17 protein-coding genes are annotated in these 16,767 nt (G+C 68.6%); 12 read left to right on the top strand and 5 right to left on the bottom strand.

What is annotated here, in order from left to right:
• The first annotated feature begins 88 nt into the window (after positions 1-88).
• The 5 genes from GVN21_RS12040 (at position 89) to GVN21_RS12020 (ending at position 3,822) form a co-directional block, all read left to right on the top strand.
• Positions 89-973 carry a class I SAM-dependent methyltransferase gene (locus GVN21_RS12040; protein ID WP_166574994.1) on the top strand — a complete coding sequence of 295 codons (885 nt, stop codon included), beginning with the start codon at positions 89-91 and terminating at the stop codon, positions 971-973.
• A complete protein-coding gene (locus tag GVN21_RS12035) occupies positions 970-1,653 on the top strand; it encodes a hypothetical protein (RefSeq protein WP_166574993.1) in 684 nt (227 codons plus the stop codon). Before GVN21_RS12040 ends, GVN21_RS12035 begins: the two co-directional genes overlap by 4 nt.
• Positions 1,654-1,781: 128 nt before the next feature.
• Positions 1,782-2,090: an SCP2 sterol-binding domain-containing protein gene (locus GVN21_RS12030; RefSeq protein ID WP_166574992.1), complete on the top strand. Its 309-nt coding sequence runs from the start codon at positions 1,782-1,784 to the stop codon at positions 2,088-2,090.
• A 110-nt stretch (positions 2,091-2,200) separates the two neighbouring features.
• Entirely contained in the window at positions 2,201-2,869 is a 669-nt protein-coding gene (locus GVN21_RS12025; protein WP_166574991.1) for a DUF2987 domain-containing protein, read from the top strand.
• The gene (locus tag GVN21_RS12020; protein WP_166574990.1) at positions 2,866-3,822 is read left to right on the top strand and encodes an alpha/beta hydrolase; all 957 of its coding nucleotides are present in this window, start codon (positions 2,866-2,868) and stop codon (positions 3,820-3,822) included. Before GVN21_RS12025 ends, GVN21_RS12020 begins: the two co-directional genes overlap by 4 nt.
• Here the strand turns inward: GVN21_RS12020 and hisN are convergent.
• Together hisN and GVN21_RS12010 are read right to left on the bottom strand one after the other, a co-directional pair.
• Entirely contained in the window at positions 3,819-4,634 is an 816-nt protein-coding gene (hisN, locus tag GVN21_RS12015; RefSeq protein ID WP_166574989.1) for a histidinol-phosphatase, read from the bottom strand. The genes GVN21_RS12020 and hisN overlap by 4 nt on opposite strands.
• Before the next feature lie 57 nt (positions 4,635-4,691).
• Positions 4,692-6,770 (bottom strand): S46 family peptidase, encoded by a 2,079-nt coding sequence (locus tag GVN21_RS12010; protein WP_240902893.1) that lies wholly within the window; start codon positions 6,768-6,770, stop codon positions 4,692-4,694.
• A 173-nt stretch (positions 6,771-6,943) separates the two neighbouring features.
• On the opposite strand from GVN21_RS12010, the gene GVN21_RS12005 reads away from it, so the two are divergent.
• The 4 genes from GVN21_RS12005 to GVN21_RS11990 are packed head-to-tail and all read left to right on the top strand — an operon-like array spanning position 6,944 to position 10,621.
• Positions 6,944-8,116: an ABC transporter permease gene (locus GVN21_RS12005; protein ID WP_166574988.1), complete on the top strand. Its 1,173-nt coding sequence runs from the start codon at positions 6,944-6,946 to the stop codon at positions 8,114-8,116.
• Positions 8,113-8,859 carry an ABC transporter ATP-binding protein gene (locus GVN21_RS12000; protein WP_166574987.1) on the top strand — a complete coding sequence of 249 codons (747 nt, stop codon included), beginning with the start codon at positions 8,113-8,115 and terminating at the stop codon, positions 8,857-8,859. The genes GVN21_RS12005 and GVN21_RS12000 overlap by 4 nt, the downstream gene beginning before the upstream one ends.
• A gap of 22 nt (positions 8,860-8,881) precedes the next feature.
• The gene (locus GVN21_RS11995) at positions 8,882-9,871 is read left to right on the top strand and encodes an HlyD family efflux transporter periplasmic adaptor subunit (RefSeq protein WP_166574986.1); all 990 of its coding nucleotides are present in this window, start codon (positions 8,882-8,884) and stop codon (positions 9,869-9,871) included.
• An 18-nt stretch (positions 9,872-9,889) separates the two neighbouring features.
• On the top strand, positions 9,890-10,621 hold the full coding sequence (locus GVN21_RS11990) for a TlyA family RNA methyltransferase (RefSeq protein WP_166574985.1): 732 nt from the start codon (positions 9,890-9,892) through the stop codon (positions 10,619-10,621).
• A 54-nt stretch (positions 10,622-10,675) separates the two neighbouring features.
• Here the strand turns inward: GVN21_RS11990 and GVN21_RS11985 are convergent, their stop codons facing one another.
• Entirely contained in the window at positions 10,676-11,098 is a 423-nt protein-coding gene (locus GVN21_RS11985; RefSeq protein ID WP_166574984.1) for a glycine zipper 2TM domain-containing protein, read from the bottom strand.
• Between the two features lie 143 nt (positions 11,099-11,241).
• On the opposite strand from GVN21_RS11985, the gene GVN21_RS11980 reads away from it, so the two are divergent.
• Positions 11,242-12,531, top strand: a complete 1,290-nt coding sequence (locus GVN21_RS11980) for a class I SAM-dependent RNA methyltransferase (protein WP_166574983.1) — start codon at positions 11,242-11,244, stop codon at positions 12,529-12,531.
• On the opposite strand, the gene GVN21_RS11975 is transcribed toward GVN21_RS11980, so the two are convergent.
• Positions 12,528-13,766, bottom strand: a complete 1,239-nt coding sequence (locus GVN21_RS11975) for a PA0069 family radical SAM protein (RefSeq protein WP_346764254.1) — start codon at positions 13,764-13,766, stop codon at positions 12,528-12,530. The two genes, GVN21_RS11980 and GVN21_RS11975, sit on opposite strands and share 4 nt — an antisense overlap.
• A 129-nt stretch (positions 13,767-13,895) precedes the next feature.
• Between GVN21_RS11975 and GVN21_RS11970 the strand changes: the two genes are divergently transcribed.
• Both GVN21_RS11970 and GVN21_RS11965 read left to right on the top strand, forming a co-directional pair.
• Positions 13,896-14,444: a hypothetical protein gene (locus GVN21_RS11970; protein WP_166574981.1), complete on the top strand. Its 549-nt coding sequence runs from the start codon at positions 13,896-13,898 to the stop codon at positions 14,442-14,444.
• Positions 14,445-14,584: 140 nt separating this feature from the next.
• A complete protein-coding gene (locus GVN21_RS11965) occupies positions 14,585-15,058 on the top strand; it encodes a glycosyltransferase (protein WP_346764253.1) in 474 nt (157 codons plus the stop codon).
• On the opposite strand, the gene GVN21_RS11960 is transcribed toward GVN21_RS11965, so the two are convergent.
• Positions 15,055-16,755, bottom strand: coding sequence for a lytic transglycosylase domain-containing protein (locus GVN21_RS11960; protein ID WP_166574979.1), 1,701 nt, complete (start codon positions 16,753-16,755; stop codon positions 15,055-15,057). The genes GVN21_RS11965 and GVN21_RS11960 overlap by 4 nt on opposite strands.
• Between the last annotated feature and the right edge of the window lie 12 nt (positions 16,756-16,767).

Genomic DNA, 16,767 nt, shown 5'->3' with positions numbered 1-16,767 from the left:
CTGTGAATGCCCAACTTTTGACGCGGCCGTCCTTGCAGGGTAAGGGCGACCCCATCGGGACGTGGGGGCGATCCTTTTGACGGTGTCCATGCGTTCTAGTCTGGTGTTTCCGTCGCGGCGGGCCCTGTTGGTCGGCGGTGCGGCGGCGGTCCTTGCGGCCTGCGGTGAGAAGAAGGGCGAGGCCGAGCAGGCCAAGCCGGTCGCCCCGCGCAAGATCCAGACGATCGCCGAGGCGGTTGCCGGCGAATGGCGCCGGCCCGAGGACAAGGCGCGGGACGCCTGGCGCCATCCCGTCGAGAGCCTGACCTTCTGGGGCCTGCAACCGGGGCAGACGGTGGTCGAATTCTGGCCGGGCGCGGGTTGGTACACCGACATCCTGGCGCCGTTCCTGGACGCCACGGGCGGTAAGCTCTACGCGGCCAACCTGGAGGCGGATGACCCGCAGGTGGTCGAGGTGATCGAGGCCTACAAGCGCAAGCTCGCCGACAACAAGAAGATCTATGGCGACGTTGAGGTCACGGCCTTCGGTCCGACCACCGGCCCGGTGGCCCCCGCCGGGTCGGCGGATCTGGTGCTGTTCCTGCGCAACCTGCACAACTGGATGGCCGCCGGCATCGCCGACAAGGCCTTCCGCGACGCCTTCGCGGCGCTGAAGCCGGGCGGTTTCCTGGGAATCGAGGAACATCGTGGCGTGCCGGGCGCTGTACAGGACCCCCTGGCCGCGGATGGTTATGTGCAACAGGACTATGCGATCGCCTTGGCCAAGGAGGCGGGGTTCCAGCTGGTTGCGGCCAATGAGCTCAACGCCAACCCAAAGGACGACAAGTCGCATCCCTTTGGTGTATGGACCCTGCCGCCGACCCGGCTGTCCGCCCCTCGTGGGCAATCGCCGAAAGCCGGATTCGATCACGCCCCCTACGACGCGATCGGTGAAAGCGACCGCATGACCCTCAAACTCGTGAAACCGAAATGACCGTCAGCCGCCGCGTTATGTTCTATGCCCCCCTGGCCGTCGTGCCGCTGCTGGCCCAGCCGGCCGCCGCCGCGACGCGGGAGACAGACGTCTCCAAGGTGTTCGTCTTCCTCGACAACTTCCTGCGCATGACACCCGCTGAGCGGGCCCGGCTGAAGGTCAGCTTCTACCTGACCCAGAACGGCAAGCCGCCGAAGGGCGTGAAGGCCTGGATCATCGACAAGGACGGCACCCGCACGGACGTGCCGATCGCCGCCGACGGCCGCTTCGAGCGTGAGCCGACGTTGCGGCAATTGGTCGAGAAGTCGAAGATGGTCTTCGAAGGGCCTGACCGGAACGGATACTCGGTGCGGATCGGGCTGGTCTGGGGCTCCAAGCCGGCGATCGAAATGGACGCCCGCAAGGTCGCCGACTACCTCGAGGACGCCAACGCCATCGTCAAGAAGGCCGCCGGCAAGTTCGGGATGGTTGCGCCGAAGATGGTGCAAGTCGCCTTCCCGGGCGGCGGGACCGGCACGGCCGTGCTGGCCAACGGCTCAACCGCGCCGTTGCCGCTGTTCAAGGGCATGCCTGCCTACAACCCGGGCGCGTTGCCGGCCGCCGCCAAGCTGCGCTTCGCAAAGCTGCCGTGGCGGATGGAGTTCGCCGGGCCGAAGCATTCGGGCGTGGTGTTCGGCTGATCGTATCGGGCGATAGGTTTTGGATGACGCCGCCGTCACTTTTTTAATTGCGGTGATCGGTGTTCGCTTGCCCGCCGCGCGGGGCCGCGATATCTCGTTTGAGCCGCTAATTTAGGGAGAAGCGACATATGACCACCCTGCAAGAAGTCACCGATCGCGTGAAGGCCGCCGTGGGCGATGACTCGGGCCTCGGCAAGTCGCTGAAGTTCGACCTGAAGGGCGACGGGTTCATCCATATCGACGGTGGCACTGTCACCAACGAGGACAAGCCGGCCGACCTGACCATGACCATCTCGCTGGCCGACCTGCTCGAGATGGGCGCCGGCAAGCTGGACGCCACCATGGCGTTCATGAGCGGCCGCCTGAAGCTGTCGGACATGGGCCTTGCCATGTCGCTGCAGCCGAAGATGGGCGCCCTGTTCGCGCGCATGCAGTAATCACGGGTCCATCTGGACTTGATTGGCGGCGCGGAGGGGGTGACCCTTCCGCGCCGTTCTGCTTTTCTGGGTGGGGGGAAGCCGGGGGGCGACTCCGATAGGGACTGACCATGGGCGCTACCCGCCGCACCATCCTGATGGGCCTTTCCGCCCTGCTGCCCGCCGGTCTGGCGGGCCCCGCCCTGGCCCAGAACCGGGGCGTCGAGGTCAAGAAGATCTTCCCTTTTCTGGACCTCTATCTGGGCATCCCAGCCAACCAACGCAGCCTGTTCACCCTGGCCTATTTCCTGAAGCTGAACGGCGGCCCGCCGAAGGGCATCAGCTTGACCCTGGTCTCCGGCGGTGCGCGGACCCCGATCACGGTCGCCGGCGATGGCCGGATCACGCGGTTGCCGACCCTGGCCGAACTGAAGTCCAAGGCCCAGGTCGAGATCGAGGCGCCGCCGAACAGCAAGTTCGCAATGACCATGCAACTGCTGGCCAAGGTCGCCCCCGCAAAAGAGATTCCGGCCGCCCAACTGACCGCCGCCATTGATCAGTGCGCCCAGACGATCAAGTCCAAGGCTGGTCTGATCGGCTTCGCCGCGCCGAAGATCAAGCGAGTCGGGTTTGTCGGCGCGGGGTCCGGCACGGCGGTCAACGCCCAGGGCGTGGCCAAGCCTCTGCCGACGGGCAAGGACGGCCCGCAGTTCGATCCCGAACAGATGCCGGGGATCGTGACCATCAGGCTGGCGCGGGTCCCGACGATGATCGCCCTTTTGGAGCGGCCGAAGAAATGACCGTTAACGCGCCACTGCTGGAAGGCCCTGGAAATCCGATCCCGCCCGATGGCGCGGCCGAATGGTTCACGGGCTCAGGCGGGGCGAGGCTACGGGCGGCGCTGTTCCGGCCGAAGGGCGCGGTGCGCGGCTCGGTCGTGGTCAGCCCCGGCCGCACCGAGGCGATCGAGAAATACTACGAAGTCGTCCGCGACCTGCAGGCGCGCGGCTTCGTGGTGTTGGTCCATGACTGGCGCGGGCAGGGGCTGTCGTATCGGCTGTTGCCCGACCGCCTGAAGGGCCATGCGATGGGGTTCGGCGATTTCGTTGCCGACTACGTATGCCTGCTCGACCATTTCGAAGATCGGCTGCCCCAGCCCTGGGTGGCCATCGGGCATTCCATGGGGGGCTGCTTGACGACCCTGGCGCTGGCGCATGGCCAGGATCGCCGTTTTGTCGCCGCCTTCCTGTCGGCTCCGATGCTGGGGCTGCAGACGGGCGGGCGGCCCAAGCGGGCGGCGCGGGCGCTGGCCTGGCTGATGGCCCGCACCCGCGGGACGGCCTACATCCTGAACCAGCCGGGTGATCCGCTGGGCGGGCCATTCGAGGGCAACATCCTGACCCACGATCCCGGCCGATACGCCCGCAACGCTGATCTCCTGAAGACCTTTCCGGATCTACGGCTCGGAGCCGGAACCTGGGCCTGGCTGGATTTCGCGTTCAGCGCTTCCAGCTGGCTGAAACGCGCGCCCGGCGTGGCGGCGATCGCCATTCCGGTGCTGGCTCTGGGGGCCGGGACCGAGGCCCTGGTCGACAACGGCGACCAGCGGGTGATCGTCGCGCGGATGCCCAAGGGCGAATGGCGCGAGGTGGCCGGGGCGCATCATGAGCTGTTCCAGGAGACGGACGCGATTCGCGCCGTGGTCTGGGCGGCGTTCGACAGCTTGGTCGATCTCCTGGCGCCTAAGGTTTAGTGGGCCGAGCGCCTCAGGGTCACCAGCGCCTGTTCGAGGCATTCGCGATCGCCCGCAAAGGCGAACTGGCCGCCTTCGACGCGGGCGGGTGAGCCATCCCACTGGGTGGCGACGCCGCCCGCGCCCTCGATCACCGGAATCACGGCCTCGACGTCCCAGACCTTCAGGCCGGTGTCGAGCGCCAGGTCGATCTTCCCCATCGCCACCATGGCATAGCCGTAGGCGTCCAGCCCCAGCCGGGCCAACCGGGCGGCGGCGCGGACCTGGGTCCAGGAGCCCAGCTCGGGACCGGTCAGGATGGCCGGGTCTGTCGTGCAGATGATGGCTTGCGTCAGCGCGGGGCAGGGGCGGACACGCAACGGCGTCTCGGTCCCGCGCGACACTAGCCGCGAGCCGGTCTGGGCGCCGCCCAGGTAGATCTCGTCGAGATAGGGCTGACCGATGGAGCCCAGCACCGGGCGGCCCTCGTGGCGCAGGCCGATCAGGGTGGTCCACAGGGGCAGGCCGGCGACGAAGGCGCGGGTGCCGTCGACCGGGTCGAGAACCCAGACGAACTCGGCGTCGGGGCGGTCTTCGCCATACTCCTCGCCGATGACGCCGTGGTCGGGATAGCGCTGCGCGATCAGCGCGCGGATCGCCCGCTCGGCGCCCTTGTCCGCCTCGGTGACCGGGTCGAACCCGGCGGCGGGCGAGCCCTTGTCCTCCAGGCCGTGATCGGCGCGGAACAGGGGAAGGATGGCGGCCGCGGAGGCGCGGTTGAGCTCGATCAGGAAGGCGTCGAGCTCGGCGAGGCGAGCGGGGGAGAGGGGCATGGCCCCGGTCTAGCAGCCCGCCTCCCCCGCGCGAAGCGCGGAGGAGGGGTCGGCGACCTACTTCCCGGTGAGTTCCTTCACCAAGCTGTTCATGCCGTAGACCTTGGTAAGGCTTTCGGTGATGGCGGCCGTGGAGACCACCACGGTGCGGTTGATCGAACCGTCGTAGCCATAGGCGCCGCCCAGGCTGTGGATGTTGCCGTCGAAGGCCGTGCCGATCACCTGGCCCTTGGCGTTGATCACCGGCGAGCCGGAGTTGCCGCCGATGATGTCGTTGGTGGTGGTGAAGTTGAAGACCGTCTGCGGGTTCAGGGCCGACTGCTTGTCGATCCAGCTCTGCGGCAGGGCGAAGGGCTCCTGGCCGGTGGCCCGCTCGTAGGTCCCGCCGATCCGGGTCATGGACGGCACGGTGGTCCCGCGATGGGTCCAGCCGGCGACCTTGCCGTACGACAGGCGCAGGGAGAAGGTGGCGTCCGGGTAGACGCTCTCCCCGTAGACGGCGAAGCGGGCCTGGGCGATGCGTTCGGCGGCCGACTCGACCGGCGCGGTGACTTCCGCGTCCCAGGTTTTCTTCAGCGCCCGGCCCTGGCCCTCAGTGGCCAGAACGAACTTGATCATCGGATCGTCGGAGGCCTGCAGCGCCTCCAGCCCGCCGTCCCACAGGGCCTTGCGCACGGCCGGGTCGCCCAGCTTGCTGTCGCTGACCAGTCGCGCCGACAAGGCCTCGGGGCTTTCCTTGCCCAGGATGGCCTTCACGCCCGGATGGTCGACGGTCAGGTATTCCCGCGTCTTCAGCATCCAGTGCTCGAGCCGCATCTGCTCGATGGGGGCGATGACCGGCGTCTCGGCGGCCAAGCCACGCTCGATTCGGGCCAGGGCGGCGTCGCTGTAGTCGGCGCTGCGCTCGGCGGCCGGCTTGGCGCGTTCCTGCGCCGAGCGGACAAGGGTGCGGGCCCAACCATAGAGGCGCGAGCCGCCGCCCGCTTCGGTTTCCAGCTGGCGGTAGGCGAGGAAGTTATCGGCGACCGCGACCTGGGCCTTTTCGATATCGGCCCAGGGGTCGCCGATCTTCGCCGACAGGGCGGGGTCGGCCTTAACCTTGGCGCGCAGCTCCGCCTCCTGGCCGCGCTTGGCGTCCATGAAGGCGCGGTCGTTGAGGGTCAGCTGGCGGCCGTAGAAGACCTTGTAGCCGTTCTCCAGGCCGAACAGCGCGTCGCCGGCGGTCCGCTTGGCCTCCGCCCCCGACTTGGAATACTCGATCAGCCGGCCGCGCATCTCCGAAGACTGCAGCTGACGAATCGGGATGGTCAGGTCGCGCTGTGTCTCAAGCTGCGAGACGGTCAGCAGGCGTTCGGTCGAGCCGGGATTGCCGACGACGAAGGTGACTTCGCCTTCCTTCGGCGCGTTGGCGTTCCACTTCAGGAAGTTCTTGGTCTGGACCGGCTTGCCATCCTGGTAGGCGCGCAGGAAGGCGGCATCCAGGTCGTAGCGCGGGAAGTTGAAGTTATCCGGATCACCGCCGAAGAAGGCGATCGCCTGCTCGGGCGCGAACACCAGCCGCACGTCGGTGTAGCGCTGGAACTTGTAAACCTTGTACTGGCCGCCACGGTAGAAGCTGATCGTCTGACAGCGGACGTTGGCTTCATCACCGCAGACCGCCTTTTCGGCCGCGCTGGCGGCGGCGTCACGGGCCTTTACGAAGTCCTCGCCGGCCTTGCCTTCACCCGCCTTGCGAATCTGATCGGTGACGTCGGTGATCGACAGCAGCACCTCGGCGGTCTGGCCCGGGCACTTCAGCTCTTCCTCGCGCAGGTTGGCGCGGAAGCCGCCCTTCACATAGTCCACCTTCTCCGAAGACAGGGCGCTGGAGCAGCCCAGGACGCAGTGGTTGTTGGTCAGGATCAGGCCGTCCTTGGAGACGAAGCTGGCCGAGCAGCCGGCGAGCCGAACCGACGACAGCCGCACATCGTCAAGCCACTTGCTGTCGAGGGTCACGCCGTAGTCGGCTTTAATCTTCTCGATGGGCAGGTTGTCGAAGGTCCACATGCCTTCGTCGGCCAGGGCGGGGGTAGAGGCCGCGGCGGCGGCGCACAGGGTGGCGGCGGCAACGCCGGCCAGCAACGCATAACGGGTCATGGAAGCCTTGTTCATATGAAACCGCGGCACGATTTTGCGCCTCGGCTGCGGCAATAGCGCGCGAGGGCGCCCTCTGGCTAGTTTTCCGCGTGCGGCTTACCCCGATTTAACTTGGCCGGGGGCGATGCTTGCGTCCATACCCGGTCTCGTTTCGGAGGGGTTGCAGGGCGTCGATGTCTCTCGCGCTGGCCACATTGCTGTATGAATGGCGCCGCTACATGGCCGCCGTGGTGGCGCTCGCCTTCTCGGGCCTGCTGGTGCTGGCCTTCGTCGGCATGTTCATGGGCATAGGCAAGGCCTTCACCGCCCAGATCGACCGCTCGCGGGCCGACATCATGGTGCTGGGCCCCGGGGCCACGGCGCTGTTCAACGGCGGTCCGTCCGGCCTGCCCCGGCGGCTGATGCCGCTCGTCATCGGCCATCCCGAGGTGGTCGAGGTGGCTCCGACCGACGGGTCCGGCGGAAGATTCCAGAACATCCTGCCGACCGAGGATCAACTGAACCCCGATCCGAAGGCGGCCCAGGACCGGAAAATGGAATTCGTGATGGTGCGGGTCATTGACGCCATCCCCGGCTACGTCACCGTGCCGACGGACTATTCCAACGAACTGGTTGAGACCCTGCGCCAGCCCTACACCATCGCGGTCGATCAGACGGCGCTGGGGCGGCTGGGGGTGAAGCTCGGCGACAAAGCCATCTACAACGGCAAGACCGTGACCGTCGCGGCCGTGACCACCGGCTATCCCAACATGATGCAGGCGACCATCGTCATGTCGCGCGACACCCTGCGCATGCTGGGTGAGGCGGACACCGGCCCGCGCGTGGCGCCCCTGATGGTCAAGATCGCCGATCCCGCCCGGGCCGAGATCGTCGCTGCGCAGTTGAACAAGCTGGCCGACGGCAAGTTCAAGGCCTGGACCCGCTCAGAGCTGGCCGAGGCCAACGAGGCCTCGATGTTCAAGGAACAGTTCATCAGCATCATCTTGATCTTCGCTGTGATCATGGGCGGGATTATCGGGATCGCCATCACCTGGCAGACTCTGCGCGGGGCGATCATGGCCAACATCAAGGAGTTCGCCTCGCTGCGGGCGCTGGGCGTGTCTTTGGGGAGCCTGCGCCTCATCGTCATGGAACTGAGCTTCTGGGTCGGGGTGGTGGGCGTGATCGGCGCGGGCGTGCTCACCTGGGCCGTCGCGGGCCTGGCTTCGCTCGGCGGACTGCCGATGGCCTTCCCGCTGCCGCTGGTCACCATGATCGCCATCTTCCTGCTGCTCATCGCCATGCTGTCGGGGCTGATGTCCCTGGGCGTGCTGAAGAACAGCCAGCCGGCGGACCTGCTGCGATGAGCGCGACCTCCTCCCGCGTCGGCAAGACGGCGATTCGCGCCCAGGGCCTGGTCAAGCGGTTCAAGACCGGCCGCACCTTCGTGGAGGTGCTCAAGGGCGTGGATTTCGACGCCAACCACGGCGATGTGACGATGGTCATGGGTCCCTCGGGCTCGGGCAAGTCGACCCTGGTCGCCGCTCTTTCGGGCCTGCTGGAGCCAGAGGAGGGGACGGTCTCTGCCCTGGAGGCGCGGGACCTGTGGGACCTGTCCAAGGGCCGGATCGACAAGTTCCGCCTCGACCACTGCGGCTTCATCTTCCAGGGCTTCAACCTGTTCCCGGCCCTGACCGCCAAGCAGCAGGTCATGACGGCGCTGAAGTACCAGGGCGTTCCCAAGGCCGAGGCCGAGAAGCGGGCCCTGACCGCGCTGGCCGAGGTGGGGCTGACCGCCAAGGTCAACCAGCGGCCCTCCGAGCTGTCGGGCGGCGAGAAGCAGCGGGTGGCCATCGCCCGCGCCCTGGCCAAGAACCCCGACCTGATCTTCGCCGACGAGCCGACCTCGGCCCTGGACGGCGAGAACGGCCAGGTGGTCATCCGCCTGCTGCGCCGGGCCGCCACCGAGCATGGCGCGGCGGTGATCTGCGTGACCCACGACCCCCGCCTGGAGGCCTATGCCGACCGGGTGATCCACATCGAGGACGGCAAGATCCTGGACGACGTGCGCCGTACGCCCGACGCCAATCCGCCGCCCCTATCGCACTGATTTCGCAAGGACTTCGCTGACAATGCCCCGCTTCATGCGCAGCACCTGGTTCTGGATCATCGTCGTTCTGGTGGTGGTCGGCGGCGGCGGATACGTCCTGATGAAGGGCAATGCCGCCGAGCAGAAGAAGAAGACCGAGGCGGCCGCCAAGACCATGGCGCCCAGCCCCTACGCCGCGATCGCCAACGGCAAGGCCGACGTCGAGGGCGGGGTCATCCAGGTGGCGGCCCGCCGGGGTGGCATCGTCAAGGCGGTCTATGTCGAGGAAGGCCAGGAAGTCGTCGCCGGCCAGATCCTGGCGCGCCAGGAGGACGATGATCCGCGCCTGGCGCTGGACCGGGCCCGCGCCAACGTCGCCCAGGCCGAGTCCCAGATCGGCGTGCTGCAGGTCAAGCTGAACGCCGCCCGCCGGGAGTACCGCCGTCTGGAAGAGCTGCAGGCCAGCAACTTCGTCGCCAAGCAGCGCCTCGACACCAAGATGGACGAGATCCGCGACTGGGAGGCCCAGATTACCGCCCAGCGCACCAATATCGCCGCCGCCCGCGCCGCGCAGCGTGAGGCCGAGTACGCGGTCGACCTGACCATCATCCGCGCCCCGACGGCCGGCCGTATCGCCCGCCGCTACGCCAATCCGGGCTCGGGCGCCTCGACCCTCAACGTTTCGACCATGTTCGACCTGGAGCCGAACACCGAGCGGATCGTGCGGGCCGAGATCGTCGAGGCCGACATCCCCAACATCACCATCGGCCAGCAGGTCGAGATCCAGCCGGAGTCCGATCCCAGCAAGACCTATATCGGCAAGGTGCTGCGCCGCGCCGGGGTGTTCGGCGCCCGCAAGCTGGCCTCTGACGATCCCAGCCAGCGTAGCGACGAGCGGGTGGTCGAGGTGGTGGTCAGCGCCGGCGACGCCCCGTTCCTGGTCGGGCAGCGGGTGCTGGTGAAGTTCATGAAGCCGGGCTTCCCCGCGGGACAACCCAAGCCCAAGCCGAAGGCGGCTGAACCCAAGAAATAATCCCGGTAAGGGAGGGGCATGCGCAAACGCATCGACCTGCTCCTCGTCGAACGCGGCCTGTTCGACAGCCGCGCCAAGGCCCGCGCCGCTATCGAGGCGGGCGGGGTCAGCGTGGACGGGCGGATGATCACCAAGGCTTCCGAGGCGGTCGAGGCGATGGCGGAGATCGTCGCCGTGGCGGCCCATGACTTCGTCGGCCGCGGGGCGCTGAAGCTGGATCACGCGCTCGACCTCTGGCCGGTCACGGTCGAGGGCGTGACGGTGCTGGACGTCGGCGCCTCGACCGGCGGATTCACCGAGGTCTGCCTGCGCAGGGGGGCGAAGCGGGTCTATGCCGTGGATGTCGGGCGCGACCAGCTGCATCCCAAGATCGCCGGCGATCCGCGCGTCGTCGAGCTGTCCGGACAGGACGCCCGGACCCTGGACGCTTCCATTATCCCGATCCCGCCCGATCTGGTCGTCTGCGACCTCAGCTTCATCTCGGTGACCAAGGCCTTGTCGGCGGCGCTGTCCCTGGCGCGGCCGGGGGCTGATCTGGTGCTGCTGGTCAAGCCGCAGTTCGAGGCCGGGCGGGGCGCGGTCGGCAAGGGGGGCATCGTCTCCGATCCAGCCGTGCGAGACGCCTGTCTTCAGACGGTCTGCCGCTGGCTGGAAGACGCCGCCTGGTCGGTCCGCGAGCGCACCGACAGCCCGATCACGGGCGGAGACGGCAATCGCGAGTTTCTCGTCTGGGCGACCAGGGCCACATAGAAAACGGGCCCCGGAAACTCCGGGGCCCGCTGTCCTTTCAGAACCTAGGACCGATCAATACCGGCCGCTGGGGCGCCACATGCCGTTGCGATTGCGGCAGACCTCGAAGCCCTGCCAGCGACCGCCGCGGTACTCCTGCACCCAGCGGCAGTTGTCACGGCGATAGCTGACGCGGCGGGGATAGTTGGCGCAGCGCACGTTCTTGCGGCCGACTTCGCGGCCGGCGAAGGCGCCGACGGTGCCGCCCACCAGGGCGCCTTCGCCACGGTTGCCGTCGCCGGCCACCGCGGCGCCGAGCACGCCGCCGATCAGGGCGCCGGCCACGGTGCCTTCGCGCTCACCCTGCTTCTTCTGCACCTGGCAGGGCGAGGCGCCGTTGCCGTAGTCGCGGTACTGCTGGGCGCTCGCCAGGGTGGGAGCAGCGAAGGCCGGGACGGCCAGGGCGGCGCAGAGCGCCAGGGTCGTGATCTTGCGCATGGCAAATACCTCTCGTTGCGGGCGGCGACCCCGACTGGGGATTGGCGGGGCTCGTCGCCGTTTGACGATGCGCGGATCGGCCTGGGCAGGGGCAGGCGAGACCGCTCATCTGGATTTGTCGGCTCCGCGACCCTTGCGCCGCGATGCACAGCGCCATAACAGCTAGCGCCCCGGCCGGTTCCGCCTGGAGAGGGCTCCTGACCCAGACCCGTGACATTGAGATCACACGTATCGGCGCCCAGGGCGACGGGATCGGCGATGGCGTCTTCACGCCCCTGACCCTGCCCGGCGAGCGCGCCACCGTGCGGATCGAGCAGGGGCGGGGAGAGGTCGAGGCCCTGCTTTCCGCCAGCCCCGACCGTGTTCCGCCGCCCTGTCCGCATTTCGGCGACTGCGGCGGCTGCGCCCTGCAGCATTGGGCGGACGGTCCCTATCTGGCCTGGAAGCGGGAGCGGGTGATCGAGGCTCTGAGCCGGGAGCAGCTGGAGACCGAGGTTCTGCCGACCTTCGCCTCGCCGCCCGGATCGCGCCGTCGTCTGGCCCTGCACGCGCGAGCCGGCAAGGGCGGGGCGGTGGTCGGGTTCAAGGCGCGCCGGTCATGGAAGTTGGTCCCGATCGACGTCTGCGTGATCGCCGACCCCCGGCTGGTCGCCGCGCTGCCGGCTCTGCGGGCGCTGGCCAGGCCCTTCCTCGAGCATCCCAAGTCGGCCCCGACGCTGCATGTCACCCTGACCCGCACCGGGCTGGACATCGACGTCACCGGGGTCGAGCGCAAGAGCGGAGGCCTCTCCGCCGACGCCCGCGTCCGCGCCGCCGAGGCGGCCCAGGCCGGCGACTTCGCCCGCGTCACCATGGCCGGCGAGACGCTCTACGGGGCCCGCCAGGCGGTGGTCACCCTCGGTCCCGCCCAGGTCGCCCTGCCGCCCGGCGCCTTCCTCCAGGCCGTGCCGGCCGCCGAGGCGGCCATGGCCCAGTTCGCGGTCGAGGCGGTGTCCGGCGCCGCGCGCATCGCCGACCTGTTCTGCGGGGTGGGCACCTTCACCTTCCGCCTGGCCCAGGTCGGGACGGTCCTGGCCGCCGACTCCGCCGCCCCGGCCATCGCCGCCCTGAAGGCGGCCGCCGGCGCCGCCCCGGGCCTGAAGGCCATCACCGCCGAGGCCCGCGACCTGACCCGCCGGCCCGTCCTGGCTCGCGAGCTGGCCAAGATCGACGCCGTGATCTTCGACCCGCCCCGCGCCGGCGCCCTGGAGCAGGCCGGAGAGATCGCCCGCTCAGCCGTGTCCCGCGTGGTCGGCGTGTCCTGCAACCCCGCCACCTTCGCCCGGGACGCGCGGGTGCTGGTCGACGCCGGGTTCCGGCTGGAGCGGGTGTTGCCGGTGGATCAGTTCCTGTGGTCGCCGCATGTGGAGCTGGTCGGGGTGTTCTCGCGCTAACCCTCCGTCCGCCACAGCGCGTGCTTGCTGTGCAGGCAGGGCTCCGGTCCCGCCGGCAAGGGCGTGGCCGGCTGGTTAAGCGGGAAGCCGTGCACCGGATTGGCCGTCGCGCCCCGGAGCGCCGAGACGTCCTTCACCGCCACCGGCCCCTTCGGCGCCTCGCCGAACAGGTCCATCTGGTCTCCGGCCTTCGGCGGGACCTTGAAGGCCGTCAGGTCCATCGCCGGCATCTCGCGGTCCAGCCCGAATCGCCGCTTGGCCGCCGCGAACCGGGTGGCGATCAGCTCGGCCACCGGCCCCTCGCCCTTCTGGCGCGTGCCCCAATCGGCGGTGTAGTCGGCGCCGCCGCGCGTCTGGCGGATCAGCGACATCACCCGCGCCGCCCGGCCGGGATGATCGCTGGACAGCCATTGTTGAAACAGTCCGCTGATCTCGCGCGGCAGCCGTATGACCACATAGCCGGCGGTCACCGCCCCAGCCTCGGCCGACCGCTCCAGCACCGCCTCAAGCTCATGATCGTTCAGCGCCGGGATCACCGGAGCGAACATCACCGCAGTCGGCACCCCAGCCGCTGTCAATGCCCGCACCGCCTCGACCCGTCGGTCGGGCGTCGCGGCCCTGGGTTCCATGCTGCGGGCCAGCTTGCGGTCGAGGGTGGTGATCGACACCGCCACCCGGCACAGCCCCTCGGCCGCCGCAGGGCCCAGGATGTCGAGGTCGCGCAGCACCAGCGCCGACTTGGTGATCAGGGTGAAGGGGTGTTTGAACCGGTACAGGGTCTCGATCACCTGCCGCGTAACCCGCAGCTTGCGCTCGGCCGGCTGATAGGGGTCGGTGTCGCCGCCGATGTGGATCACCTGCGGCTGGTAGCGCTTCTTCGAAAGCTCCCTGGCCAGAAGCTCATGGGCGAAGGGCTTGAAGAACAGCTTGCTCTCGAAATCGAGGCCGGGCGACAGGCCCAGATAGGCATGGGCCGGCCGCGCGTAGCAGTAGATGCAGCCATGCTCGCAGCCGCGATAGGGATTGATCGAGCGATTGAACCCGATGTCGGGGCTGTCGTTGCTGGCGATGATCGTCTTGGCCTGGTCGGCCTGGATCACGGTCCGCAGCGGTTTGGGCCTTTCGTCGTCGGCCGTCCAACCGTCGTCGAACTCCTCTCGCTGCAGCGACAGGAAGCGGCTCGTATCGTTGGAGCGGGCGCCGCGGCCCTTGGTCTGAAGCGGGATCGGAGGCACACCTGACGCTAGCCGTCTGAGCCGAACAAAACAAGAACTTCCTTGGCGCCGACATACCGCAAATGGGGATGTTCTCGCCGGCGCCTCTCGTTCTAAATGTCGGATAACAGACATTTGGAGAGTCCTGCGATGCACCTGCGCTTTTCCGCCCTCTGCCTTGCGGCGCTCCTTCCGCTCATGGCGCCCTCCGTGGCCCAGGCGCAGGACACGGCGCGACAGCAAATTCAGAAGGCCCTCAGGGATCGCGGGTTCAGCAACAGTCAGATCGCCAACAACGTCAATTTCGATGACGAGAGCCGCTGGCTCGACAACAGCGGATTTCAAGGGCTCCAGCTCTCGATGAGCGTCGCGTCGGCAAGCGACTTCGGGATGACCCTGATCGGAATCAGGAACACCACCTCCATCCCCTATTGCGTACGCCCCCTCCTGGTGTTTCAGCCCGCTCACCTGGTGACCGGCAAGGTCGACTTCAACATGGTGGTCGAGCCCTACAGCTTCGGGGTGATCCTGGCCGCGAACGGCAAGACGGGGCAGAATTTCCAGTGGGGGGCAGGGGTCGCCTACTGGCCTGCCAGGACCGACGTGACCCAAGGGCGATGCAGCACAATCCAGCCGGACGGGCTGAACCAATGGCTCGCGGCCGGCCAACCGACGCCGTTCTGGAACAATCGCCGATAGCGGCTCGAGGACAAAGCCGGAACCCGGTGGTCATGCCCCTTGGTTAACGGACGCAACGAAGCGGGAACATCCGGTCCAAACGGATGCCCGGGCTTTCCTCGTCGGTCACGACCCGTCATGACGGCCGGATGATCTCCGTCGTGATCCCCACGTTGAACAGTGGCCAGGCCCTATCCGCCACCCTGGCGGCGCTGGTGCCTGCGGCGGTGGACGGGCTGGTCAAGGAGCTGCTGGTCGTTGATCAGGGATCGACCGACGCCACCCTGGACATCGCCGATGATGCGGGTGCGCGCATCTTCCGGGGCCAAGGGGTGGCGGATGCCTGCGCCGCCGCGCGGGGCGACTGGTTGATGCTGCTCCGGCCCGGCCTCGTGCCGTCATCCGGTTGGGAGGCGCCGGTCGCACGGCATCTGGGGAGCGACTGGGCGCGCGCCGGCTGTTTCCGTCTCTCCCGCGACGGGCGTCGACCGGCCTGGCGGCAGGGGGTCAAGGGCGATGAGAGCCTGCTGGTCTCCCGTCGGCTGTACGATGAGGTCGGCGGTGGCGAAGGCCCGGATCTGCTGCGCCGCCTGCGCGGCCGGATCGACCGGCTTGACGCGCTGGTAACGCGCTAGCGAGTCGGCGAGCCCGCCTTGTCGGACGCCAACTGAACGCCCGCCGCCTGGTCGATCCGCATGTCGACGATCCGCTCATAGCGCACCGCCGAGTCGAGGGTCGGGGTCGGCTGGCCCCACTTCCGGCGATAGGTCCAGTAGCCGAAGGCGACCTTCTCGACGTATTCCCGCGTCTCTTTCGCCGGCAGGCTTTCCATGAACAGCAGGGCGTCGGCGTCCAGTTCCATGCGGCCACGGGTCTTGATCACAGCCCCCGGCCCGCCGTTGTAGGCGGCGATCACGCGGAACAGGTCGTAGCCCTGGTCGCCACCGCCCAGGCCCTTCTGCATCAGCCAGCTCATATAGTCCTGGCCGACCCGCAGGTTCACCGGCGGATCGAACAGCGGCATGATGTTGTTCACCAGGCTGTCGTCCCCGGCCGCATAGGCCGCCGAGGTCGGCAGCACCTGCATTAGCCCCACCGCCCCGGCGTGGCTGTAGGCGTAAGGGTTGAAGCGGCTCTCCTGGCGCACGAGGGCGTAGACCAGGGCGCGGTCAAGGGTGAACCCGCCATCCGGCCACAGTTCCGGCTCGTCATAGGCTTCCGGTCGATAGGGGCGGGCCGGCTTCTTCTTACCGGCCGTGGTCGGGGTCGCCGCCAGCTGCAGCGGAACCTTCAGGGCGACGATCAGCGACTGCCATTCGCGCTGGCCCGTCTCGGAACCGGCCGTGGCCAGCCCGATACGCAGCTCCTGCGCCGCCTCAATCGGACGGCCGACTTGCACCAGCGCGGCGGCGCGACGGGCGCGCGGGTCGCGGGAGACCAGGCCGTCGGCATGCTCCTGTTCGCGGGCGGAGACCTTGACCAGCAGCGGGCTGACGTCGCCCTCCGGCGCCTCGTTCGGGACCGGGGCCATGGCCTTCTGGGCGACGGGAGGCAGGGCGACCATCCGATGGCCCTCCAGCTCCAGCTTCCGCCGGGCCAGCAGGCCGTAGAACGTGTAGGGCGCCGCCGCGGCCCGGCCGAAATAGACGCGGGCGTTGGCGAGGTCGCCGCTACGCTCGGCCGCCCGGCCGGCCCAGAACCAGGCGCCGGCCCGCATCCAGTCGTCGTAGGTGTCGTCCGCCGCCACCTGCAGGAAGAACTTGCGGGCCTCGTCCACCTTGCCCAGGCGCCAGCCCGCCAGGCCGGCGATCCAGGGCTCATCCGCGCCCGGGGCCAGCACCCAGGCCTCGCTGACCCGGCCGCTGTAGTAGGCGTCCCGCGCCCGGAAGCTGGCGTCGCCGCTGTCGACGGCGCTGGCCGTCCAGGCGCGGGCCACGGCGATGAAGCTGGGCGCCTTGGGCTCGCGGGTTCCCTTAGGCTGTCGCTTCTGGGCCAGGACGTAGATCCGCTCGGCCCCGCCCAGCTCCCGATGATCGTCCAACCAGTCGGCCAGTTCGGCGTAGGTGGCGCGGTAGTCGGTGGGGTGCATCAGCTTGACGAAGGCCACATGGCCGACCAGCGAGCGATCCCTGACCTTTTCCAGCGCTTCTTCGGCGGCGTCGAAGTCGCCCCGGTCGGCGGCGGCGAAGGCGGCGCGGTAGCGAGCCTCGTCGGCGTTGCTCAGCGGCTTGTCGGCGGCCAGGGCGGTCCCGGCCGCCAGCCAGCTCGCCGCCAGAAGGGCGAAAACTGTCAGGATCAGAGCCCTGCAAAGCCGATCAGCGGCAGACGCCATGCCGTTTCACCC

Origin of the sequence: Caulobacter sp. SLTY (assembly GCF_009905535.1) — a bacterium.
GTDB lineage: Bacteria > Pseudomonadota > Alphaproteobacteria > Caulobacterales > Caulobacteraceae > Caulobacter.
The sequence above is the reverse complement of the archived record's forward strand: the minus strand, read 5'-3'. Positions and strand labels throughout refer to the sequence as shown.